21 protein-coding genes and 1 tRNA gene are annotated in these 22,301 nt (G+C 56.7%); 3 read left to right on the plus strand and 19 right to left on the minus strand.

Going from position 1 to position 22,301, the window contains the following annotated elements:
* Positions 1–75: 75 nt before the first annotated feature.
* The 15 genes from AAGW23_RS16665 to rpsU form a co-directional block, all read right to left on the minus strand.
* Positions 76–1,872: an SLC13 family permease gene (locus tag AAGW23_RS16665; RefSeq protein WP_342407458.1), complete on the minus strand. Its 1,797-nt coding sequence runs from the start codon at positions 1,870–1,872 to the stop codon at positions 76–78.
* A 649-nt stretch (positions 1,873–2,521) separates the two neighbouring features.
* Complete coding sequence (locus tag AAGW23_RS16670) at positions 2,522–4,453, minus strand: hypothetical protein (RefSeq protein WP_342407459.1); 1,932 nt, start codon at positions 4,451–4,453, stop codon at positions 2,522–2,524.
* Positions 4,454–4,455: 2 nt separating this feature from the next.
* Entirely contained in the window at positions 4,456–5,586 is a 1,131-nt protein-coding gene (locus AAGW23_RS16675) for a metallophosphoesterase family protein (protein WP_342407460.1), read from the minus strand.
* A gap of 125 nt (positions 5,587–5,711) precedes the next feature.
* Complete coding sequence (locus tag AAGW23_RS16680) at positions 5,712–6,113, minus strand: lysozyme inhibitor LprI family protein (protein ID WP_342407461.1); 402 nt, start codon at positions 6,111–6,113, stop codon at positions 5,712–5,714.
* 32 nt (positions 6,114–6,145) lie between these two features.
* Positions 6,146–6,916 (minus strand): nuclease-related domain-containing protein, encoded by a 771-nt coding sequence (locus AAGW23_RS16685; protein ID WP_342407462.1) that lies wholly within the window; start codon positions 6,914–6,916, stop codon positions 6,146–6,148.
* Positions 6,917–6,989: 73 nt separating this feature from the next.
* Positions 6,990–7,373, minus strand: coding sequence for a DUF7079 family protein (locus AAGW23_RS16690; protein WP_342407463.1), 384 nt, complete (start codon positions 7,371–7,373; stop codon positions 6,990–6,992).
* A gap of 31 nt (positions 7,374–7,404) precedes the next feature.
* The gene (locus AAGW23_RS16695) at positions 7,405–8,055 is read right to left on the minus strand and encodes a CHAP domain-containing protein (protein WP_342407464.1); all 651 of its coding nucleotides are present in this window, start codon (positions 8,053–8,055) and stop codon (positions 7,405–7,407) included.
* A 41-nt stretch (positions 8,056–8,096) separates the two neighbouring features.
* The gene (locus AAGW23_RS16700) at positions 8,097–8,603 is read right to left on the minus strand and encodes a hypothetical protein (RefSeq protein ID WP_342407465.1); all 507 of its coding nucleotides are present in this window, start codon (positions 8,601–8,603) and stop codon (positions 8,097–8,099) included.
* A gap of 86 nt (positions 8,604–8,689) precedes the next feature.
* The gene (locus AAGW23_RS16705; RefSeq protein WP_342407466.1) at positions 8,690–9,721 is read right to left on the minus strand and encodes a hypothetical protein; all 1,032 of its coding nucleotides are present in this window, start codon (positions 9,719–9,721) and stop codon (positions 8,690–8,692) included.
* An 11-nt stretch (positions 9,722–9,732) separates the two neighbouring features.
* Complete coding sequence (locus AAGW23_RS16710; RefSeq protein ID WP_342407467.1) at positions 9,733–10,446, minus strand: PAAR domain-containing protein; 714 nt, start codon at positions 10,444–10,446, stop codon at positions 9,733–9,735.
* A gap of 131 nt (positions 10,447–10,577) precedes the next feature.
* A complete protein-coding gene (locus AAGW23_RS16715; protein WP_342407468.1) occupies positions 10,578–10,718 on the minus strand; it encodes a hypothetical protein in 141 nt (46 codons plus the stop codon).
* Positions 10,719–10,921: 203 nt separating this feature from the next.
* Positions 10,922–10,998: transfer RNA gene (locus tag AAGW23_RS16720), tRNA-Ile, on the minus strand.
* 118 nt (positions 10,999–11,116) lie between these two features.
* The gene (gene rpoD, locus AAGW23_RS16725; RefSeq protein ID WP_342407469.1) at positions 11,117–12,973 is read right to left on the minus strand and encodes an RNA polymerase sigma factor RpoD; all 1,857 of its coding nucleotides are present in this window, start codon (positions 12,971–12,973) and stop codon (positions 11,117–11,119) included.
* Positions 12,974–13,040: 67 nt separating this feature from the next.
* Positions 13,041–14,975, minus strand: coding sequence for a DNA primase (gene dnaG, locus AAGW23_RS16730; RefSeq protein ID WP_342407470.1), 1,935 nt, complete (start codon positions 14,973–14,975; stop codon positions 13,041–13,043).
* Between the two features lie 139 nt (positions 14,976–15,114).
* On the minus strand, positions 15,115–15,330 hold the full coding sequence (gene rpsU, locus AAGW23_RS16735; protein WP_003283508.1) for a 30S ribosomal protein S21: 216 nt from the start codon (positions 15,328–15,330) through the stop codon (positions 15,115–15,117).
* A 197-nt stretch (positions 15,331–15,527) separates the two neighbouring features.
* Here rpsU and tsaD point away from each other — a divergent pair, with 197 nt between their 5' ends.
* The gene (gene tsaD / locus AAGW23_RS16740) at positions 15,528–16,553 is read left to right on the plus strand and encodes a tRNA (adenosine(37)-N6)-threonylcarbamoyltransferase complex transferase subunit TsaD (protein ID WP_342407515.1); all 1,026 of its coding nucleotides are present in this window, start codon (positions 15,528–15,530) and stop codon (positions 16,551–16,553) included.
* A gap of 11 nt (positions 16,554–16,564) precedes the next feature.
* Here tsaD and plsY read toward each other — a convergent pair whose 3' ends face one another.
* Positions 16,565–17,134 carry a glycerol-3-phosphate 1-O-acyltransferase PlsY gene (gene plsY, locus AAGW23_RS16745; protein ID WP_342407471.1) on the minus strand — a complete coding sequence of 190 codons (570 nt, stop codon included), beginning with the start codon at positions 17,132–17,134 and terminating at the stop codon, positions 16,565–16,567.
* 75 nt (positions 17,135–17,209) lie between these two features.
* On the opposite strand from plsY, the gene folB reads away from it, so the two are divergent.
* Positions 17,210–17,563: a dihydroneopterin aldolase gene (gene folB / locus AAGW23_RS16750; RefSeq protein ID WP_342407472.1), complete on the plus strand. Its 354-nt coding sequence runs from the start codon at positions 17,210–17,212 to the stop codon at positions 17,561–17,563.
* On the plus strand, positions 17,554–18,090 hold the full coding sequence (gene folK / locus AAGW23_RS16755; protein WP_342407473.1) for a 2-amino-4-hydroxy-6-hydroxymethyldihydropteridine diphosphokinase: 537 nt from the start codon (positions 17,554–17,556) through the stop codon (positions 18,088–18,090). Before folB ends, folK begins: the two co-directional genes overlap by 10 nt.
* Positions 18,091–18,144: 54 nt before the next feature.
* Here the strand turns inward: folK and AAGW23_RS16760 are convergent, their stop codons facing one another.
* From AAGW23_RS16760 to AAGW23_RS16770, 3 genes are all read right to left on the minus strand, one after another.
* Positions 18,145–19,362, minus strand: a complete 1,218-nt coding sequence (locus tag AAGW23_RS16760) for a multifunctional CCA addition/repair protein (RefSeq protein WP_342407474.1) — start codon at positions 19,360–19,362, stop codon at positions 18,145–18,147.
* Between the two features lie 93 nt (positions 19,363–19,455).
* Positions 19,456–21,009: a SpoVR family protein gene (locus AAGW23_RS16765; protein ID WP_342407475.1), complete on the minus strand. Its 1,554-nt coding sequence runs from the start codon at positions 21,007–21,009 to the stop codon at positions 19,456–19,458.
* A 10-nt stretch (positions 21,010–21,019) separates the two neighbouring features.
* Positions 21,020–22,291: a YeaH/YhbH family protein gene (locus AAGW23_RS16770; protein WP_342407476.1), complete on the minus strand. Its 1,272-nt coding sequence runs from the start codon at positions 22,289–22,291 to the stop codon at positions 21,020–21,022.
* Positions 22,292–22,301: the final 10 nt, after the last annotated feature.

Consider the following 22,301-nt stretch of genomic DNA (forward strand, 5'->3'; position numbering starts at 1 on the left):
TTGTTCATGGGGCAAAGGCCCGAGAGCATGAAACTGAACGCCAATGCGGTCAATGACCCAGGGCAACCGCCCCCATCAAAGCGGTGTGAGCGGCCAGAACCAGGGAATGACCAACGTGGCGACGACCCACAACAACAGGTTCAACGGGATACCAACCTTGAGGAAGTCCGCGAAGCGATAGCCGCCGGCGTTATAAACGAAGGTGTTGGTCTGATAGCCGATCGGCGTCGCGAAGCTGGCGCTGGCCGCAAACATCACCGCGACGACAAAGGCGCGCGGATCGATCCCGAGCTGCTGGGCCAGGCCGATGGCGATTGGGGTGACCAGCACCGCGACGGCATTGTTGGACAGGATCTCGGTGAGGACCGAAGTGAACAGGTAGATAAAGGAGAGCATGAACAGCGGGCCGGCCCAGGGCGTCAGGTCCACCACGCCCGAGACAATCAGCTCGACCAGCCCGACTTTGTTCATCGCGATGCTGATGGCGAGCATGCCGAAGATCAGGCTGAGGATCTTCCAGTCCACGGCCTTGTAGGCATCTTCGACATCCAGGCAACGGGTCGCCAGCACCGCGGCGGCGCCGATGATCGCCAGACCTTCGATCGGCATCACGCCAAACGCCGCCAGCAACATCACCATCAGCGTGGCGCCAATGGCGATCGGCGCCTTGTCCCGGCGGTAGGCGCGTTCCTGTACGGCGTTGAGGCTGATCAGCTCGCCGTTGTCGGCGAACCGTTTGATCTGCCCAGGCGTGCCCTCGACCAGCATCACATCGCCGAATTGCAGCTGGAAGTCGTCGAGGTTGCCCTGAATATTTTCGTCCTGCCGGTGCACGGCCAGCACATTGATGCCGTAGCGGGCGCTGAGGTCGAGATCGCGCATCGGCCGGTGGCTGTAACGGGAATTGCGCCCCACGATGGCCTCGGCGAGCACTTCATTTTCACTGCTGAGGGTTTCGAAGGCATCGCTGCGGTTAAAGGTCAGATGGCCGCTGCCGCGCAGCTCAACCACGTCCTTGACCTGGCCATGGATCACCAGCACATCGCCGGCCAGCAAGGTGAAATCCTGCTCCGGTCGGCTGTGCACCTGGGCATCCCGGTCGATCTGCAGCACCTGCAGGCCGCTGCCACCGTTGAGATTGGCCTCGGCAATGCTCTTGCCGATCACCGGCGATCCCTGCGGCACCCGGAGTTCACTCATGAAGGTGCGATCAAGTCTCGGGCCGAGCAATTTCGACAGAGTGTCGCGCTCGGGCAGCAGCCGCTTGCCAATGGTCAGCATGTACAGCATCCCGGCCGCAGCCAGCACCAGTGCCGCACCGGTGATCTCGAACATGCCGAACGGGGCGAGCCCGGCCTTGCGCGCGACCCCATCGACCAGAATGTTGGTCGAGGTGCCGATCATCGTCAGCGTGCCGCCCAGGATGGTGGCGTAGGACAGCGGAATCAGCAGCTTCGAAGGCGTGGTGCCCGCCCGCTTAGCCAGCGAAATCGCCACAGGCGTCAGGATCGCCACCACCGGGGTGTTGTTGAGAAACGCCGAAATGACCAGCGCGGTAATCGTCAGCCCGCCAAGCACACGGGTCGGGCTGGTGCCGACCAAGCCGCCCAGCCAGTTACCCAGCGCATCGATGCAGCCGGTACGCTCCAGCGCGGCGGAGATCACGAACATGCAGGCAATGGTGACGGGCGCGGAGTTGGACAACACCCCCAGCACCTCCGCGGGCGTCAGCAACTGGCTGGCGATCAACACCGCCACCGCAATCGCCACCACGATATCCGGGCTCCAGGTCTCCCGCACGAAAGACACCAGCACCCAGAGCAACACGGCGCAGACGAACAGCAGCGGCAGCGGCAGCGAATCGAAGAGCATGAACGTCCTTAACGTGGCGAAACGACCGGCCAAAACAACGGCCCCGCGCGAACGATAGGAGCGGGCTCTTAGAGAGTCTAGGAACGTTTATTTCGGTTTATATGCGATTTGGCTATTTAACAGGTTGGTGCAGCTATCGCCCAGATGATGCCTGTGCAGCTAATGGTGATAAGCCAAACGAAAAGGCCGCGCAGAGCGCGGCTTTAAAGGTGCTGGGCCCACACGGACTCGAACCGTGGACCTAAGGATTACGAGCTGCCTAGAAACGCTGCAAGCCTAGTGAATCCGTGAGTAGCTTAGCGTAGGTACAGTTAGCTGAAAGTAGCGCTGTAGAGCGGGTTAAGCGTAATTTAGCGAAAACTGTAAAAGCTGGGAGCTGTACCGTCAGTGTACCGTTTTTTGTACCGCGAAACGGTCAGGTTTTGTTTTCCCATAGGACGTTATTTTCGCTTACTCCAGTAATTTTTAATTAGCTGTTTACAAGAGCGGTAGGCAAGAAAAAATTGAGGTTTTCTATTGCGTGGGGCGAGTAGAAGCAGGCAGAACCTCTATTGGTTCTAACTAAATCAAACTCTCTGTATCTGCCCGAAACGCCTGCGCGTACGGGTAGATACAGAGAGTCAATTGCTAATTGACCGACCTGTCAGAACTACAACGAATCTGCCTTTGTTTTTCTAGATTTATGGTCTATGGAACGGGATTGCTGAATGCTGATTTGGGCAATCGACGACAGCCGCTGCTTATCTTGGTCTGTAGTGTGAAACATATGCAGGTGGTAGAAGATAAGGCTCTGGAGGATCGTAAAGGCAAACTTATTTGCTTTCAAATCTCTGGATAAGTTGTCTAAATAATCGAATGGAATATGTCCAGGTTGAGTCAAACATGATGCGACCTCAATAAGCCGATAGGCATTGCCCTCCTTCTCAGCCACGCAGCGAGACACGTCGTCCCTGATTTTTTCCGAACTAATCAAGTTTCCAGTCCGCGCTATAAAGGATGTAATTATTAGGCCTACAAGCTGAAATGCAAATTTTTTAGCTTGTGCTGTTCGCTCAATGTCATGCATTTTCGGGAATCGGTCGGCCAGTTCCTTTTCAATTTCGGCGATAAATCTATCGGGTTGTTCTAGTATTTCAGAAAATAATTTGTTTAGTGTGCGAAGGGAGCTGTCTAAAATGCTTGTAACGTATTTTTGTTTTCTGTCTTTTTTTATCGAGCCGTAGTAGCTTTTTAATATGTTTGCCAGTATCTCAGAGGTTTTTATTGTTAGATTTATGTCTGAACTTATACTGAGCATTGTTGCTGACGATTCTCCCTTTTCGGCTTCCTCGAGATTAGCTTCGTGATCATCATTTTCGACTTGATCAGCTTCAAACTGATCTCTATTTTTCATGCTGTTTAGCTGATTTTCTTTTACATTAGGATCCTTGATTACCAGTCTGGCGGCCGACTCGACCAAACTGTTAATGGCAGTCATGTCTCCATTTAGATGAAGTGGCTCATTCTCCGAAAAACAAGAGTCCAGTGTGGATGAAATTTTGTTTATAACTCTTGGGTCGCTGGTATGGTGAGTTAGGAACATTATGATGTTAGCATTTTCGCGGATGTGCAATTGCTCGCAGTATTGCTCCACAGTTTGCATCACGGCTTCTTCATGAAGATTGTCGCTTAAATATTTCCCCACAAATAAATAATATATGTATGAGTAGGTGAAGCGATAATGCTCGCCACTTTTTGCGATTATTTTTGAGTTGTACAGCAGACCAATGCGTTGGTCGAAGTCAACCGAAGTGAACTCATTGGAAAACTTTATGTTGAACTCTCGTAGCTCGGAAAGGCTGAGCTCTTTTCGGCCATTTTCTTTAAAGTACCATGCCATTTGTGAGAGATAAGAGAACATCTCATCAAATTCATCTGATCTATAGCCGGCATCTTTCAGGCTTTTGGTGACTAGATACTGATAGTAATAAGAGAAGCTGCTATTTTGTAGTGCTCCTTGCTCATTCTGTTCGTTGCTTTGGAGGAAAATCAATAAATAAACTGGTTTTGCCGGGACTATACTTTTTCCCAGAATACCATTTACTAATTTTTCAGCCCCGTGGACTTTTCTGTCGAACTCCACCAAGGTTTTAACATCGCCAAGCAGGCACCATTTTTTGATTAGGGCATTTCTTAGAAGATGTCCGAATGGTCTAATTTTGTAAGTTTCATACTCGATGATGTATTTTGATGCTTCACTGCCTAGTAGTTCATTCAACTTATATCTAGAGCTGCCTGTAAGAATAACTGAGGTGAAGCGATTCTGGAGTATCTCAACTAAGCGCTCTTGAACTTTCAGATCGCCCTTTATTCGGTCAAGATCATCAAGCAATACTACTTTCTTGGACTTTTCTGCGTATTTAAATTCGGCAGGATTTAAATATTGCTGTTCTGCTAGCTGGTCAATTAACTTGTCAATGTCTCGCTCGGTAACTGACTTGATATGCTCACTTTTTATGTAAATCGGTAGGCCGCCCTGCTCATGAATATCACAGAAGTATCGTCGCAGTAGAAAAGTTTTCCCGCCCTCGTCGTCTGCCAAGATTAAAATCTTTTTACCAGCTTTCCAGTCAGCACAAACTTCGTCAGCAAAGACAGTTTTTTTGCAACTTCAGAGTCATTTTCTTCGAGCTGTGGATAAACAAAAATCTCCTCAGCGCTCAATGCCCCTCGGACTGGGTGTGTGAAATTACCGCCAGGATCCATCAATAATTTTAAAAAATCAGGATTGATTTTATTTAATCTGGTGCATTTGCCGTTGGTGTCAAAGCTGTGCTCACGCTCTTGCTCTACCGGCAAAGGCATATGCTCGGTGGCCTTGTAGCGATTTTCATACACGATTTTGTTTTCGGTTTCGAATAATAAGCAGTTAAATTGCGGCTCTAAGTTGCTCTCGTGGGGTTGCAGTGCCGGGGCTTCAAGTATGAGAGTGCTACCATTCAAGTCTGATACTATTTCCGAGCCAATCGAATGTTCATGTCCAGATAAAATAGCATTGCAGTGTGTTTTTAGCGCCCTGCGCATCGGGTGATACGTGCTTTGGCAGTACCAATTTAGAGGGTGGTGTATCAGCGCTAGGCGTAGTGAGCAGGGCGCTTCCAAATGCTCAGCGTAGTTTTGAATAGGGAAAACTAACTGGCCAGCGCTTTCATGAAGTGTCGACATCCAGGCCGCATTAATTGACGAGATACGCAGGATTCCTCCACCTACAGGCAATTCAAATTCTTTCCATAATCTATCTTCGAAGACCGGTTCCAATAGGCGTATTTTTTCCTCAAATTTTATGTATTCAAATTGGGCTTCGGTGCATTTGTCTATGAGCGCTTGACTGAGGTCTTTTCCTTGCGTCTCAATGATCTTATTGATGGTGAGGGTTCGTATTTCGTCTTCAGGTATCAGTGCGCAGTCGTGATTGCCAGGGGCTAGAAATACATTAATTTTTTTGCCGGTTTCTGTTTGCAGCTTCGATGAAATTGACGCCAAGAATTCACTTGCATATTGGTACTCAATAGCTTGCCCGCCGAAAGCAATATCGCCGGTCACTACTATTACAAATTCGTCACTTTGATGAGCTGTTTGGTAACATGCTTTTGCTATGCACTCGCAATATTTTCTTGCAGGATCATTCTCTCTACGAAAGTGAATATCACTCAGATGTAATACGCCTAACTTCATACTGCGTCTCTCCTTGGCACTAGTAACTGATGATTAGTTTTATAGTGCTTGAATAGTTGGTCTTTTCTTAAACATCAGTTCTAGCGAAAAGGGGACAGATTGATTTTTGGTTTTCTGTTGTCCATTCACAGACTAGGCTCGGCCAATCTCGCAAGATCATCGGCGCGCTGCTTGGTCATATCCATAAAGCACGAGGCGCTGCTAATGCGGTCGATGCTGCCGCCCGTCAAGCTGCCTAGTAAATCGCAATCAGCATCACGAAATTTGATCCACAGCCGCTGCGCGTCGCGCAGTTGTGTTTGCTGTGCAGGTGTTAGCGATTGCATGGCGGCTTTGTAATTTTGGTTCAGGCGTGCGTCTTGCTGTTCCGTCTCGCTGCCCATGCAATCGAGCATATTTATCGTCACACCGCCGGACTCATCCATGAAGGCGCTGTAGGTGGTGCTGTAGCCATCGTCCGCTGCCTGTACGCCAGCGCTGAGTGTGATAGCGGCAATCGCCAGTAGCCAGGTTTTGCTTGATTTCATGATGAGCGTCCTGCGTATCAATGGATGGGGGGTTAAAGGCTCTGCATGGTTCGGCACTTGGGGAAGGTTGAGCAGCCCCAGAACTGTTGGCCGACATTGGCCCCTGTTTTACGGATGCGTATAACCAGCGCGCTGCCGCATTTCGGGCATTGCCGCTCTGCTGTTGGGTCGCTACGGCGTTTGAGGTTTTGCACATGCTCGCGGTGGGTGGCTAGGGTCGGCGCGCGGCGGCCGGTTTGCAGGGCGTGCAGCATGGCGTCGACTTCAGACTCGCTGAATACCGGCTGCTGGAATGACTTGATATAGCGGATAAAGCCGATGCCCTGGGTCACGTTGGCTGGCACTTCGGTTTTGAAGGTGCTGCCGCCGACAAAGGTGATGACCGAGTGCAGGTGCTCTGGGTTAACGCCAAGGGTGGTTTCCAGGGCTTTGAGGTGTTTGTAGTTCTGCCGCAGCGGGTTCTGGAATTTGAAGGTGCGTTTGTAGAGCTTCTGCGTCCACTGTGCCTGCTTTTCGCTGCCGAAGATCCAGCCGCTCATGTTCTTCGTTTCCAGCACGAAGAGGCCGTAGGGCGAGAGGAATACGTGGTCGATCTGCGTGGTGCCGTCTGGCGTGTTCAGCGTGACGTTATGCAGGCGGCGGTAGGTCTGCTTGTCCAGCTGCCAATGAGCGAACAGCCGCACCAGGAGTTCGCCAATATGGCCCTTGGCCCAAGGTGACTTGAGCAGGCTGAGCAGCAGGGCTGCCGGGATAAACCAGACCAACATGCCCCAAACCTGCGCGATGACGGGAGTGAAGTCCATTTCTCTGCCTCGATTGATTCAGCCACTGGCCGGAGCTTACCGAAAGCGAGTGTAGTTGGATGAATCTTTGGTTCTATTGATCCAGAGCCATTTCGATGCACTGCCATTCAGGCTTGAGCCGATTGCGAAGATAGGCGATGAAGGCTCTGTCGCGCAGACGCCTGAGGGAAGACGACCCTCGCGCTTCATGGATGCAGTCGATCGTTTCAGCAAGCCAGGCGGAGTCGAACGCTGTCCAGATGGGAGGAATGGGCGCCTGCATGTTCGAGTAGCAAGCGGGGGCGACGTCTACGAAGAACGCCGTCTCGATGGCTGAGCGTTCATAGCCTTTAAGGTTTCTAGCAACGCTGGCGTAGTCGACGGCGTTATCTACGAATACGTCCGAGAGCGCTGCCCAAAGCCTGACTTGGTCATGCCGTGTCGAAAGGCCTCCCATAAGAAGACTCGAATTCGTCATTTGTCGCTCCTGCGAACCCTACACACCGTGGCTATTGAATCAACCCGACGCTTTGATCGAGCGTTGGGTTTTGCTCATCTGCAGCAGGCAGCCGGAGCCAACCGCGCACTCGGTCATGCTGGATATACCAGCGGCCTTCACGCTGGGCGAAGGGGATTGATTCCCTGGCGCTGGCGAAGGGGCCTGGGTTTTGTTGGGCTATTTCCAGCGTGTCGCTGCCGACGCTGGCAATGATCGCAACGTGCCCATAGCGGTTGAGCAGCGAGGGGGCGAACACCAGCAGGTCGTCCGCTTGCGGCGGCGCGGTACTGCCGTTGGTGAATTGCAACAGGCCGCGCCGGGCGTTCAGGGCGCCGTCACCGACCTGTGGATCGAAGAAGTCTTTGGCATGCCCGTAGCTGTCCGGCATGCGGTGGCCGTGGCGCTCGAAGTAGTAGCGTTTGACGAACTCGACGCACTGATAGCGAAGGCCCAGGTTGTATCCGTCCTGAGTCAGGTTACGGCCTTGCACCGTGTTGACCCCTCCGTTGTAGTAAATGACTACGCCGTTTAGCTCATCGAGCGGCTCGCCCACGGCATGCTGGGGGTTGGGGTCTAGGCGGGTAACGGCGGCAAAAACTGCCAGCGCGGCCAGTGGGATTAGCAAACCGGCCGCGAGCGCAATGCGCAGTCGTTTGTTCATGTCAGGGTTCGTTGCCACCAGGTGGGCGAATGCGGAGGTGATCAGCGTGCTTTACGCTCGAACGCGTCTATTTCGGCGAAGGCTTTTCGGTGCTCGGCTTGCGACGCGTACTCACCAACGATTTCCTTGATTGCCTTTCCGGTGAGGTTGTCGCCCGTTTGAGCGTCGCGAGAGAAGGTGACTGCGAAACGCCTACCGGCTAGATCCAGATAGAGGTAGTAATAGTCTTCCGGCTTGTTCGGCTCGGCGAATGCGCTGTAGGCGTAGCGGATGCGGTGGGTGAGGTCTGGTGGGTTGAGCACCAGTGCCTCGGTATCGATCTGTTCGAAGTCGCTGCCATCGAATGCCTCGGCTGCGGCATAGGGGAGTTCGCTCAGCTGCTCGCGGGTAAAGGGCTTGGGCTGGCTACGTAGCATGGTGACATTGCTGGCGCCACCGTCGGCTTCGATGTTGCGCGTGGTGTACATGCCGCGCGTAAACCATTGGCTCGCGTCGAACATTTCTTCGATTTCAAAACCGCCGTAGTACATCATCATTTTCTTAGGCATCTCGCCCTCCTTGGCGTTTAGATTAGGCGCAGCGGCTAGGCTGACGGCGATAGCGGCGTACCCGAGTAGCGTTCTGATAGCGGTTTTCATAGCGGCTTGAATTCCAGCAAGGTTGCTGGCACCCCGGTCGGCGAATCTCCCGCGCGAACCGGGCGAACCGCGCCTTCAGCGTCCAATGGGTAACCTATGGATTGCTCATATCCGTCACGACTGTTGGCGTGGCGTACGAGGGCCTTATCGTGATCGCTGGCCGTTTTGAGGGGTGGCTGTGGTTTGGGCTCGTTAGGGTGTTCGGCGCTGAGGTCGTTGCTCGCCTGACGGTGAGCGTCCAGGCGTTTTTGATAGTGACTCAGCTGGCGCCTGTACACCCTCATAGCGTTTGCGTCCGCTTGGACTCTAGAGCGGGCACTTGTCAGTCCGGCTCGGTCTTCAGAATTTCCATAGGTCTGATCGTAGTTGCTGCGCCGCGCAAACGCCCAGACCGGGGTTTGAGCGGTATTGGCCATGATCTGCGCCAGGCTCCTGTCATAGCGTGGGTCTTCACCTTCACTCACGTACAGATCCGCCTCGATGCCGAGACCGGTGCGGCACGCGTAGGAGTGAATCTTGCCCCTCAAGTCGAACGCTTCGGGCTTGAGCATCTGGGCCTGGGCGTCGCGCATACGGTAGCTATCAGCCTTGGCGAGTTCGTAACCAAACTCGATGGTCCCTACCAAGCCATGGGCGAATAGGTCGAGCTGCTTGATCTCTCGATTTTTGCTGATGCGTAGGTTGATGAAATCAAGCAGGTGGGCGATCGAATCGAGTTCCCTATACTTGGCGCCATAATGGGTTTCGACCACCTCCTTCACAGCGTCGAGCAGGGGGCGGTCATAGTCTTCGGTAAAAATGAGGAAGATACGCTGTGTAGCGTCGTCCGCGCTTGCTTCTGGGTAGAGGCGGACCTGGCGGATGCCTTGGTTGATGAAGCGCATCTTGTTGCCTTTTTGGCCCCGCAGCCTTTCGATGATCGTCATATGCGATGCACCGACTACGGTAATGAAATCGCGCTGCAGCGAAACGGGGATTTGCTGAATCGCATGCTCGGCGTTGGTCCTGCCTTGGTGTGGTGCTGTCATTGCATCTGTCCTTAGAAGCGAATGCCCTGTTGCTTGAGGTGTTTGGCCGCATCCCGTCCCCAGCGAACGACCACGGCCTGCGGGTCGTTGGTAAACACGCGCTCGGTATTGCCATAGGCGTTGGTGTACCCGACGAAACGCTGGCCGTCGGCACACTCCACGCAATACAGCGCGTCCTCAACTGGCTGGCCGGTATTGCTGTCGATCAGCTGATATTGCTCGCTGTGCCGGGGTAAAACTTCAGGTGCGGTGAAGGGTGCACTGCCCGATTGGGTTCCGACCAGGACATTTCCAGAGCCGGTAACGATGACCCCGCCATGAGCGGTGGCGCTGCCCAGAAAGGCGATGGGCTGGCCGTTAATCAAGATGCTACCGATACCTTCGGCCACCGCGTCTCCACAGGCTGTGCTGTCCCCGACCCTCAGAGTGGGCAACCCATTGATCAACACGTTAGGAGAGCCGCTGGTGGTGGCGTTGGTGCCGTGCCCGGTTTTTGGACAGGCATTTAGATCGGTAAGTCGAGCGGCGGGTTTGGCCATGGTTGAACGTCCTTGTGCATGGGGTGTGCATTCTGGGCGGTATCGGTGACTCTCGATGTGGTCGAGGTCACTGTTCGAAGCGTTGGTGTCCGGCGGACGTGCCCGCACCATGCCTAAGGTATTGATCCATACCTTGTCATTCGGGGGTGTTTTTAGTGAGCCGATTAGCGAGCCTATTCGGCTCATCGCGTGAGCCGAATAACGGTGGAGATTCAGCTCGCTGCCTAACTCCAGCCGGCTGCTTGTTTCGAGTGAGCTTGATCAGCGCGGCTTTTTTATGGCGTTCACCGCTCGTCGAGGCTGCCTTCAGCCGTGCGTTACTGTCCGGCCTTAGCCAGCTTGACGACATAGCCTGTCGCTTCCGGCAGCTGAACCAGTACTGAGATGCCCATATCGCCTTTGGCCAGTGTTTCGATGCGCGCCACCGTGGAGTGCGATACGCCTGCGCAGCGGGCCACCGCCGGCTGGCTCGGCTTTGCATCAATGCGCGCCCCGTTTCAGCATTTTCGGAGACGCCAGAGCGATCAATGCTTGATGATGTGGAGCGTGCTCCAAGCGTTACAGGCGAACGGGACTGCACTCGTACCTTGGAGCGTATAGGGCTGGCGATGCGGCTTTTCCATCGAGCAATAAAAAGCCGCGCAGTGCGCGGCTTTCGAGTTGGTGGGCCCACACGGACTCGAACCGTGGACCAAAGGATTATGAGTCCTCTGCTCTAACCAACTGAGCTATAGGCCCTCAGAGGCGGGCGGATTATACCGGTGGTGTTGCGCGTGCGCCAAGCGAAGCTGTGCGTGCGAACTGTTTTGAGTGGCCAGAAATGCAAAACCCCCGGCGCGTGCCGGGGGTTTTGGTCTTACTCGTCGAGGAAGGAGCGCAGATGCTCGCTTCTCGTCGGGTGGCGCAGCTTACGCAGCGCCTTGGCTTCGATCTGTCGGATTCGCTCGCGGGTGACATCGAATTGCTTACCGACTTCCTCAAGGGTGTGGTCGGTGTTCATGTCGATGCCAAAGCGCATGCGCAGTACCTTGGCTTCCCGTGCGGTAAGGCCGGAGAGTACTTCGCGAGTGGCTTCCTTGAGACTTTCCACGGTAGCGACGTCGATCGGCGATTGCATGGCCGAGTCTTCGATGAAATCACCCAGGTGCGAATCTTCGTCGTCACCGATGGGTGTTTCCATGGAGATAGGCTCTTTGGCGATCTTCAATACCTTGCGGATCTTGTCCTCGGGCATTTCCATGCGTTCGCCAAGCTCTTCGGGTGTGGGCTCGCGGCCCATTTCCTGCAGCATCTGACGGGAGATGCGGTTGAGCTTGTTGATCGTCTCGATCATGTGGACCGGGATACGGATGGTCCGCGCCTGGTCGGCAATGGAGCGAGTGATCGCCTGGCGAATCCACCAGGTGGCGTAGGTCGAGAACTTGTAGCCGCGGCGGTATTCGAACTTGTCTACCGCTTTCATCAGGCCGATGTTGCCTTCCTGAATCAGGTCGAGGAATTGCAGGCCGCGGTTGGTGTACTTTTTGGCGATCGAGATAACCAGACGCAGGTTGGCTTCGACCATCTCTTTTTTGGCGCGGCGAGCCTTGGCTTCACCAATCGACATCCGACGGTTGATGTCCTTGATGTCGGCAATCGCCAGTACGCATTCTTCTTCCAGTGCGAGCAGCTTCTGCTGGCAGCGCTGAATGTCTTCCTTGCGTGCAGCAATTGCTTCGGCGTACTTGCTCTTGCCGTTGGCGAGCTTGTCAGCCCAATCAAGGTCAGTTTCGTTGTTAGGAAACTGACGCAGGAAGTCGGCGCGCGGCATGCGTGCGTCGCGGACGCAGATCTGCATGATTGCGCGCTCCTGAGCGCGGATCTGGGCCAGAGCGTCACGTACTCGTTCTACCAGCGCATCGTACTGCTTGGGGATGAGCTTGATCGGCATGAACAGGATGGCCAGCTCTTGCAGAGCGTCGGTGGCCTGCTGGCTGCCGCGGCCATGCTTCTTCAGCGCCTTCTTGGCGACGTCGAGCTGTTCAGCCACGGCGCCGAAGCGAATGCGGGCAACTTCCGGATCCGGACCGCCATCGCCTTCTTCTTCTTCGCTGTCCGAATCGTCCTCGTCTTCGTCGTCCTTGTCGTCACCGGCCGGCTTTGCCGCTGCCTGCGGTGTGACAGGTTCAACTTCTGCCTGCGGGCCGGCTGCGCCGTCATCGTCAGGGTCGATATAACCGCTGAGAATGTCGGAGAGACGCCCACCTTCGGAGGTGACGCGATCGTAATCGGCGAGGATGCTGTCGACGGTGCCCGGGAAATGGGCAATGGCACTCATCACCTCTCGAATGCCTTCCTCGATGCGTTTGGCGATTTCAATCTCGCCTTCGCGGGTCAGCAGTTCGACGGTACCCATTTCGCGCATGTACATGCGCACGGGATCGGTGGTGCGGCCAATGTCGGTTTCGACAGCGGCGAGTGCCGCCGCGGCCTCTTCGGCTGCGGCTTCATCGGTATCGGCTTCGGCCAGCAACAGGGCATCGGCATCCGGGGCAACCTCGAATACATTGATACCCATGTCGTTGATCATGCGAATGATGTCTTCCACCTGTTCCGGATCGGAAATATCCTCCGGTAGGTGGTCATTGACCTCGGCGTAAGTCAGGTAACCCTGCTCACGGCCACGCTGGATCAATTCTTTGAGACGGGACTGCTGTTGCGCTTTTCCGGACATATAACCCTATCCACTGACGGTTCTGGCGGGCTGAAAACAAGCTGAGCATTATAGCCGAGCAAGGACCTCACGCGCCAGTTGAGGTCGATATAGCGGGTGTCGAGTTGCGATTTAGCAGGCTGCGCAGCTGTTCTTTCTCCTCTGCGCTGAGTTCACCCTGGCGAGCTTTGCGAAGCAGCGTTTCAAGGCTGCGTTCGCGTTGTCTGGCGGCAAGGCTTGTTATGGTGTCGAAAAACTGTTGTTCAAGGTTATCGGCCGAGATAAGCCATTCTTTCTCGGCAAGCGCGCGTAAAAGGCGCCCTTGGTCGGTTCCGTGCCAGCGTGCGATCAGTTGCAGGCTGCGCAGTTTGGGGTTTTTCTGCAGGGTTCCAAGTAGGGCGACCAATAACTGCGCGTAAGTGTCGTCTTCGGCCGCGAAGTGGCTGACATCTTCGACTTTCTGTGCGAGCTCCGGGTGGTGTAGGAGGGTGCGCAGCGTCGTCAGAGCCGGTGGTTCGACTGCGGCGGGGGTTCTTGGGGCACGTGGCTTTTTAAAGTCTGGACGCTGGCCAGGTTTTTTCCAGTCCTTTTTCCACTCTTTCTTGCTGCCGGGCTTTGGCTCGGGTGGGGTGGGTGGTGCGTAATAGTCGCCTTCGTCATGCGCGGACGCAGTGTCGTAGTAAATGCTGTCATCGTATTCCGGCGCAGCGCTTTGCTGTGCAGCGCTCATCTGTTGGAGTGCTTCGCTGTGCAGGCCGGTAATTTCACCGAGGCGCTGCCGCATCAGTGCCCGCAGGTTGTTCCCGGGGATTTTTTCGATGAGCGGTGCCGCCAGAGTCGCCAGGTGGGCCTTGCCCTCCAGCGAGCGTGGGTCTGCTTCTTCGCTGAGTTGCTGGAAAAAGTAGTCTGCTAGCGGTTGCGCTTGTTGCTGAATACGGGCCCTGAAGGCATCGGTGCCTTCGCGGCGCACCAGGCTGTCCGGATCTTCACCTTCTGGCAAAAACAGAAAACGTGCGCGGCGGCCGTCTTGCAGGTTGGGCAGCGCCGATTCCAGAGCGCGCCAGGCAGCCTTGCGGCCCGCTGCGTCACCGTCGAAGCAGAACAGCACGCTGGGTACGATGCGGAACAGGCGCTTGAGGTGTTCGTCACTGGTCGCGGTGCCCAGTGTCGCGACGGCATTGCGCAGCCCTTGCTGCGCCAGTGCAATGACGTCCATGTAGCCTTCAACGACCATGATTTCGTCCAGGTCGCGGTTGGCCTTGCGTGCCTCGTAGAGTCCGTAGAGTTCCTGGCCTTTGTGAAAGACGGGGGTCTCTGGGGAGTTCAGATACTTCGGCTTGTCATCGCCCAGTACGCGGCCGCCAAAGGCGATGACGCGCCCGCGGCTGTCGCGGATCGGAAACATCACCCGGTCGCGGAAGCGGTCGTAGCTGCGGCCGGTTTCGGCGTTTTCGATCAGCAGCCCGGCATCGATCATGGCTCTTTGTTGCAGGGCGTCACCGCTCAGGTGCTTCATCAGATTGTCCCAGCCGGGCGGGGCGAAGCCGAGGCCGAAATCCCTCGCGATAACGCCGGACAGGCCTCGACCTTTCAGGTATTCCACCGCGGCCTTGCGTGCCGGGTGTCCCTTGAGCGACTGCCGATAGTACTCGGCGGCAGATTCGAGCAGGGGGTACAGCGGCGAGTCCACGGGCTGGCGTGGTTTGCGCCCTGGCCCGCTCTCCTCGCGCGGCACTTCCATGCCGGCGCGCTTGGCCAGCTCCTCGACTGCCTGCGGAAATTCCAGGCTGTCGTGATCCATGACGAAGCCGAGCGCGTTGCCGCCAGCGCCGCAACCGAAGCAGTAGTAGAACTGCTTGTCCGGACTGACGCTGAAGGATGGGGTCTTTTCCTTGTGAAACGGGCAGCAGGCCGTGTAGTTCTTGCCTGCTTTTTTCAGTTGGATGCGCGAACTCACCACCTCGACGATGTCGGAGCGGTTGAGCAGGTCATCAATGAAAGATTGCGGGATCAAGCCGGCCATAGGGGTATGAGAATACGCTCGCAGTGTTCAGGCCGGAATGAAAAAAACTCCGACCATTCGCCTTGATGGCGAAGCGGAGTCTCCTTCAAATGCAAAGCCCGGCATTGGCCGGGCTTGATGCAGCGTCAGCAGTACTGGATCAGTACAGGCGAACGCTACGGCGCTGTTCGCGCTGCACTTTCTTGGCGTGACGCTTGACTGCGGCAGCAGCTTTACGCTTGCGCTCAGCAGTAGGCTTTTCATAGAACTCACGGCTGCGGACTTCGGCCAGAACACCGGCCTTTTCGCAAGAACGCTTGAAGCGACGCAGAGCTACGTCGAATGGTTCGTTCTCTTTAACTTTAACGTTGGGCATCCAGGACGTACCTTCACTTGTTTACCGGTTACAACGCGCTTCGGCAAATATCGCGAGCACGCTGGTTTTAAGGGTTGCGGATGTTAACGCCTTGCCGCGTGGAATGCAAAGCCCCTTGATCGAAAAGCGCTGGTCGGTCGCCGGCCCCGACGATTAATATGCTCGGCTTCATTCGCTTCTTTGGAAAGGTCGTGCCCATGCTGGTACTGGGGCTGGAAACTTCATGCGACGAGACCGGCGTCGCGCTGTATGACAGCGAGCACGGCTTGCTGGCCGACGCCCTGTTCAGCCAGATCGATCTGCATCGTGTTTATGGTGGGGTGGTGCCGGAGCTGGCGTCGCGTGATCACGTCAAACGCATGCTGCCACTGATCCGCGAGGTGCTCGAAGACGCGGGGCGCGAATCGAGTCAGATCGACGCGGTGGCCTACACGGCAGGACCAGGGCTGGTCGGGGCACTGTTGGTGGGCGCCTCCTGCGCCCAGGCAATGGCGTTTGCCTGGGGTGTGCCTGCCGTTGGGGTTCACCATATGGAAGGGCACCTTCTGGCGCCAATGCTCGAAGAACAGCCTCCTGCCTTTCCCTTCGTTGCGTTGCTGGTTTCTGGTGGGCATACACAGCTGGTTCGAGTTGATGGTATTGGTCGTTATGAGCTGCTGGGCGAATCGGTGGACGACGCCGCCGGGGAAGCGTTCGACAAAACGGCGAAGCTCATGGGGCTGCGCTACCCGGGGGGGCCGGAGATCGCAGCGCTTGCCGAGCGCGGTACGCCGGGGCGTTTCACCTTTCCCCGACCCATGACCGATCGGCCCGGGCTCGATTTCAGTTTCAGCGGCCTCAAGACGTCGACCCTGACCACCTGGCAGCAACGCCAGAGTGCCGGCGACGAGGGGGAACAAACCCGCTGCGATATCGCCCTGGCTTTTCAGCAGGCCGTTGTCGATACGCTGACCATCAAATGTCGACGCGCTTTGCAGCAGACGGGTTTGCACAGTCTGGTCATTGCCGGTGGCGTGAGCGCCAATACGGCATTGCGCCAGAGTCTGGAAACGATGCTCGCTGAGCTGAAGGGGCGGGTGTTCTATGCCCGTCCGCGTTTCTGTACCGACAATGGGGCGATGATTGCCTACGCCGGCTGCCAGCGTTTGCTAGCCGGCCAGCAGGATGGTCCCGAGATTTCGGTTCAGGCGCGCTGGCCAATGGAAACGCTACCGGCGATTTGACGCCGGTTAGCTTAAAAATGTCGCTCTCTGCCTTTAGACAGGTCGCGCAGGTTGTTACGGTGACGCCAGACGACGAGCGCGGCCAGCAATGCCATAGGCCAGAGCGCCGCAGGTTGCATCCAGGCAAGAACGGGTAGGCAGAGCGTTAGTGCGGCCAGTGCGGCCAGTGAACTGGTGCGTGACACCGTGAAAACAGCCAGCCAGATGAGCAGCGCGAGCAATGCCGTTGCGGGATGCAGCCCAAGCAAGACGCCTGCGGCGGTGGCCACGCCTTTGCCCCCACTGAAGCGGAAGTACAGCGGATATGAGTGGCCCAGTACAGCGGCAAGGCCGATCCAGGCTTGTTGCGCAATCGTCAGACCCAGTGCTGCGGCAAGCAGCACCGGCAGTAGGCCTTTGAGCATATCGCCGAACAGGGTGCTAATGGCCAGGCCTCTGCCTGCCAGGCGCAGCATGTTGGTGGCGCCGGGATTGCCTGATCCGCTTGCGCGGGGATCAGGTGCACCGGTCAGGCGACTGAGTAGAATGGCGAATGAAAGCGAGCCGGTCAGATAGGCGAGCAGTGCTAATTGCCAGAACATGGCATCCATCCGGGTCTAGGAGCTCCTGAGTCTAACGGCCTGTAGTGAAGTTGTCGTGCCGTGGGAGAACGTTGCGTGGATACAGTTTTCATCGAAGGGCTGGAAGTGGATACGCTGATCGGCGCTTATGATTGGGAGCGCGGCATTCGCCAATGCCTGCGCCTGGACCTGACCCTTGGCTGGGACATTCGACCTGCCGCGCAAAACGACGAGCTGGATAAAGCGTTGGACTACGCCGAAGTGACTGCCGCCATTGATCGCTTTGCGCAAGCGTCGCGTTTCGAGCTGGTGGAAACCTTTGCCGAACGCCTGGCGGGCACTCTGATGAGCCGGTTCGGCATTCCCTGGCTGCGGCTTCGGGTGACCAAACCTGGCGTCAACCCGCGCGCCAAAGCGTTAGGTGTGGAGATCGAACGCGGATGTCGCTGACGCGCGTACTGCTGGGGCTCGGCAGCAATAGCCAACGTAAACGGAATCTGACGGCCGGTCTCGATGCGCTGGAAAAGCAGCTCGGAGAGATGCGCTGCTCGCCCGTATTTGAAAGCCTTGCGGTGGGTTACAAAGGCGACCACTTCTACAACCTCGTCGTCTCCGGTAACACCGACCTGCCCTTGATGGAGCTGGATCGGAGGCTCAAGTTCATCGAGGCGGACAATGGACGCTACGCGCCTGACCGCAAAGGTCTGCCGTTGGACATCGATGTATTGATGTATGGCGATTTGCTGGGCAATTTTCATGGCTTGCAGCTGCCGCGGCCTGAGACGCTGAAAAATGCCTTCGTGCTCTGGCCATTGGCATTGCTGGAACCAGATGTGATCCACCCTGAGGTGGGTCGGTGCTTCGCTGAGCTGTGGCGAGAAGCGGACATCGCGCAGCAACTGTGGCCCGTGCCTTTCCAGTGGAAAGGCGAGGAGCTGACGCCGGCGTCGTTGTTGTCCGACGCAGGTCATCGCTAACCGACGACGTGCCTCAGGTGCTTCGGCTTGTGGCGTCGCGGCAACCGGTGATGATCAGTTGGTCTCGTGCTGGTGAAGGCGCTGGTAGTGGCGCACGGCCTCGAGCCGTTCATGCTTGAGCGCTTCGCCCAGCTCCGCACCCTTGAAGCCTTGCTCGATAAGCGGTTTCACCTGCACCGCACGGGCCAGCTCGGCAGCGCCGCGCAGGTAGTCGGCTTGCGGATAGGCGTCCCCCTCGTGACGGCTTTGCGCGTCCATCGTGCAGCTGGCAACGAACTGCTCGAAGCGCTCAGGGCGGCGGTAGATATCGAAATGCTGCAGCAACTGGAACAGCGTTGATGCGGGGAGCGACATTGCCTGATGGCCGAGTTGGTGGAATTCGCCGACCAGTCTGGCCAGCTCCTGGCAATCGCGTGGCACCTTGTAGCGTGTATTGATGACGTCAATCGGTGTTGCGGCTGCTTGGGCCGTCTGCGTGTCTGGGGCATCGAGGTTCTGGGCCTGTCCCAACGACATCAGCAGACAGGCCCAGCGCACGCTTAAGGGTTGAGTGTGGATGGCGCATCTGTGCAGCACTGTGAGGGCGTGCTTTTCGGCCTGCATGTCATCCTCGAGCGGCGCTGTTGAATTGAACAGTTGATCGATTTCTGGAAACAGTTCTTTCAGCGCGCCGCAGTCGCGCAGCACCTGCACAAATACGTCCGGACGCGCCTCCATCAAGGCGCGGGAGATTTCCTTCCAGCTGCGTTCCGGCGTCAGCGCCAACAGCTCGCCCGATTCGGCGAGTTGACGCATCAGTATCTGGGTTTCGGGCGCAATGCTAAAACCGAGCTCGGCATAACGCGCAGCAAAGCGCGCCACGCGTAACACCCGTAATGGATCTTCGGCGAAGGCGGGGGATACGTGCCGGAGTTGGCGGGCGGCGAGGTCGGCCTGTCCACCATAGGGGTCGATCAGTTGGCCCTGCTCATCTTCGGCCATGGCGTTGATGGTCAGGTCTCGGCGGATCAGGTCTTCTTCCAGGCTCACCTCGGGGCTGGCATAGAAGGTAAATCCACCGTAACCCCGACCGCTTTTGCGTTCGGTGCGAGCCAGGGCGTGTTCCTCTCCGGTGACCGGGTGGAGGAAGACCGGAAAATCCGCACCGACCGGGCGAAAGCCCTTGGCCTGCATTTCTTCGGCACTGGAGCCGACCACCACCCAGTCCACTTCAGTCACTGGGCGACCCAGCAACCGGTCACGTACCGCCCCGCCGACTTTATAAATTCGCATGCAGCCCTCCGTTGCGGCGGAGGATAAACGAATGCCCCGAGGCAGCAAGCTGCGACTGTTCTCGAGGCCTCGATCTGCCGCGACGGACGTCCGTCAGATGGGCGGCAGCGCCAGGTTCATGCCGGGGTATTTGGCCTCGGCATCCGGTTCCGCCCTGGGTGGCATATGGTGAGTAGCGATCAGCTTGTCGTCCTGCATTGACTGTAGGTGCACGTCGAAACCCCAGAGCCGGTGCAGGTGCTTGAGAACCTCATCGGTCGAACCACCCAGGGGTTTGCGATCGTGTTGCTGATGGCGCAGGGTCAACGAGCGATCACCGCGGCGATCGACGCTCCAGACCTGCACATTGGGTTCGCGGTTGCCGAGGTTGTACTGCGCTGCCAGCAGTTCGCGGATGGCGTGGTAGCCGTTTTCGTCGTGGATGGCAGGGACCAGCAGCTCGTCCTTGTGGTCATCGTCAAGGATGCTGAACAGCTTGAGGTCCCGAATGACCTTGGGCGAGAGGAACTGCAGGATGAAGCTTTCATCCTTGAAATTATTCATGGCGAACTTCACCGTGGTGAGCCAGTCGCTTCCGGCTATGTCCGGGAACCAGCGTTTGTCTTCCTCGGTGGGGTGCTCGCAAATCCGGCGGATGTCCTGGTACATCGCAAAGCCCAGGGTGTAGGGGTTGATGCCACTGTAGTAAGGGCTGTCAAAACCGGGCTGATAAATGACGCTGGTGTGCGACTGCAGGAACTCCATCATGAAGCCGTCGGTGACCAAACCTTCATCGTAGAGGTCGTTCAGCAGGGTGTAATGCCAAAAGGTCGCCCAGCCCTCGTTCATCACCTGCGTCTGGCGCTGCGGATAGAAATACTGTGCGATCTTGCGCACAATCCGCACCACTTCGCGCTGCCAGGGTTCCAGCAGCGGCGCATGCTTTTCGATGAAGTAGAGGATGTTTTCCTGGGGTTCGATCGGGAAGCGCTGATCTCGCTGGCGCTCATCTTCCTTCTCGCCAAATTTGGGAATGGTTCGCCAGAGGTCGTTGATCTGCTTTTGCAGATGCTCTTCACGATCCTTCTGCCGCCGCCGCTCTTCCTCTGCGGAAATCGGATAGGGGCGCTTGTAGCGGTCCACGCCATAGTTCATCAGCGCGTGGCAGGAATCGAGCAGATCCTCAACCGCGTCGATGCCGTGGCGCTCCTCACACTGTGTGATGTACTGCTTGGCGAACACCAGATAATCGATGATCGAGCTGGCATCTGTCCAGGTGCGGAACAGGTAATTGCCTTTGAAAAAGCTGTTATGGCCGTAGCTCGCGTGGGCGATCACCAGCGCCTGCATGGTGATGGTGTTTTCTTCCATGAGATAGGCGATGCAGGGATCGGAATTGATCACGATCTCGTATGCCAGGCCCATCTGCCCGCGGGTATAGGATTTTTCCGTGCTGAGGAAATGCTTGCCGTAGGACCAGTGGTGATAGCCCAGCGGCATGCCTACCGAAGCATAGGCATCCATCATCTGTTCAGCGGTGATGACCTCGATCTGGTTGGGGTAGGTGTCGAGCGCGTAGCGTTCGGCGATCCGGCCGATCTCGCGGTCGTAGGTGCGGATCAGGTCGAAGGTCCATTCCGAGCCGGTGGAAATGGGCTGTCGTTTCATGTCGCTTACCTCAGCTAGCCATGCGCCGCTGGAACAGTTCGCGGAACACTGGATAGATGTCCCCCGCCGTCACCAACTGCTGCTGGGCGAACGAGTCGCCGAAGGCCTCGGCCACCTGGTTGTATTCGTACCACAGTGCCTGATGTTCGCGAGGGGTGATTTCAACGTAAGAGAAGTACTGGACGAACGGCATGATCTGATTGATAAGGATGTCCCGGCAGACCGGCGAGTCGTCGTTCCAGTTATCACCGTCGGACGCCTGAGCGGCATAGATATTCCACTCATTGGCCGGGTAACGTTCGGCCATGATCTCCTGCATCATTTTCAGTGCACTGGAGACGATGGTGCCGCCCGTCTCCCGTGAGTAGAAAAACTCTTCTTCGTCGACTTCCTTGGCACTGGTGTGGTGGCGGATGAATACCACCTCGATCTTGTCGTAGTTCCGCTTCAGGAACAGGTACAAGAGGATGAAGAATCGCTTGGCAATGTCCTTGGTGGCCTGGGTCATCGACCCGGACACGTCCATGAGGCAAAACATCACGGCCTTGGAACTGGGGTTGGGATGCTTTACCAGCAGGTTGTACTTGAGGTCGAAGGTGTCGAGGAAGGGCACCCGGTGAATGCGTGCACTGAGCCGCTCGATTTCCTCTTCAGCGGCCTGGATGTCAGTGAAGTTGGCGGGTTCTTCCAGTTTGAGTCGCGCCAGTTCGGCCTTGACCTCGCGCAGCTTGGCGCGGCTGCTACCCGATAGGGCGATACGGCGCGCATGTGCCGAGCGCAGGGTTCGAACGATGTTGATCCGAGACGGATTGCCCTCGTTACTGATGCCGGCGCGGACGGTTTTGAAGGTGTCGGTGCCGCTCAAGTGGCGCTTGACCAGGTTGGGCAGTTCCAGATCCTCGAACATGAAATCCAGGAACTCTTCCTGGGTGATCTGAAAGACAAAGTCGTCCATGCCTTCGCCGCTGTTGCTGGCCTGGCCGGCCCCCTGGCCGCCACCACCGCCTTGTGGACGAGGAATGCGCTCGCCGGCGATGAATTCCTTGTTACCAGGATGAACGATGGTTTGCCGACCGCCACGGCCGTGGTGGAGGATTGGTTCATCGGTGTCTCGACCGGGAATACTGATCTGCTCGCCGTGCTCCATGTCGGTAATGGAGCGGCGTCCAACGGCCTCTTCCACGGCCTTTTTGATGTGTCCTCGGTATCGCTGCAAGAAGCGCTGGCGATTGACCGTGCTCTTGTTCTTGCCGTTCAAACGGCGGTCGATCACGTAACTCATACGAGCCCTC

It is taken from the genome of Stutzerimonas chloritidismutans (assembly GCF_038562055.1).
Taxonomy (GTDB): domain Bacteria; phylum Pseudomonadota; class Gammaproteobacteria; order Pseudomonadales; family Pseudomonadaceae; genus Stutzerimonas; species Stutzerimonas chloritidismutans_A.

Excerpts from the sequence above, each read along its gene's own strand:
- AAGW23_RS16665 (WP_342407458.1), bottom strand. The coding sequence starts at position 1,872 with ATGCTCTTCGATTCGCTGCCGCTGCCGCTGCTGTTCGTCTGCGCCGTG.
- AAGW23_RS16675 (WP_342407460.1), bottom strand. The coding sequence starts at position 5,586 with ATGAAGTTAGGCGTATTACATCTGAGTGATATTCACTTTCGTAGAGAG.
- AAGW23_RS16680 (WP_342407461.1), bottom strand. The coding sequence starts at position 6,113 with ATGAAATCAAGCAAAACCTGGCTACTGGCGATTGCCGCTATCACACTC.
- AAGW23_RS16685 (WP_342407462.1), bottom strand. The coding sequence starts at position 6,916 with ATGGACTTCACTCCCGTCATCGCGCAGGTTTGGGGCATGTTGGTCTGG.
- AAGW23_RS16690 (WP_342407463.1), bottom strand. The coding sequence starts at position 7,373 with ATGACGAATTCGAGTCTTCTTATGGGAGGCCTTTCGACACGGCATGAC.
- AAGW23_RS16695 (WP_342407464.1), bottom strand. The coding sequence starts at position 8,055 with ATGAACAAACGACTGCGCATTGCGCTCGCGGCCGGTTTGCTAATCCCA.
- AAGW23_RS16700 (WP_342407465.1), bottom strand. The coding sequence starts at position 8,603 with ATGCCTAAGAAAATGATGATGTACTACGGCGGTTTTGAAATCGAAGAA.
- AAGW23_RS16705 (WP_342407466.1), bottom strand. The coding sequence starts at position 9,721 with ATGACAGCACCACACCAAGGCAGGACCAACGCCGAGCATGCGATTCAG.
- AAGW23_RS16710 (WP_342407467.1), bottom strand. The coding sequence starts at position 10,446 with ATGAGCCGAATAGGCTCGCTAATCGGCTCACTAAAAACACCCCCGAAT.
- rpoD (WP_342407469.1), bottom strand. The coding sequence starts at position 12,973 with ATGTCCGGAAAAGCGCAACAGCAGTCCCGTCTCAAAGAATTGATCCAG.
- dnaG (WP_342407470.1), bottom strand. The coding sequence starts at position 14,975 with ATGGCCGGCTTGATCCCGCAATCTTTCATTGATGACCTGCTCAACCGC.
- rpsU (WP_003283508.1), bottom strand. The coding sequence starts at position 15,330 with ATGCCCAACGTTAAAGTTAAAGAGAACGAACCATTCGACGTAGCTCTG.
- tsaD (WP_342407515.1), top strand. The coding sequence starts at position 15,528 with ATGCTGGTACTGGGGCTGGAAACTTCATGCGACGAGACCGGCGTCGCG.
- plsY (WP_342407471.1), bottom strand. The coding sequence starts at position 17,134 with ATGTTCTGGCAATTAGCACTGCTCGCCTATCTGACCGGCTCGCTTTCA.
- folK (WP_342407473.1), top strand. The coding sequence starts at position 17,554 with ATGTCGCTGACGCGCGTACTGCTGGGGCTCGGCAGCAATAGCCAACGT.
- AAGW23_RS16760 (WP_342407474.1), bottom strand. The coding sequence starts at position 19,362 with ATGCGAATTTATAAAGTCGGCGGGGCGGTACGTGACCGGTTGCTGGGT.
- AAGW23_RS16765 (WP_342407475.1), bottom strand. The coding sequence starts at position 21,009 with ATGAAACGACAGCCCATTTCCACCGGCTCGGAATGGACCTTCGACCTG.
- AAGW23_RS16770 (WP_342407476.1), bottom strand. The coding sequence starts at position 22,291 with ATGAGTTACGTGATCGACCGCCGTTTGAACGGCAAGAACAAGAGCACG.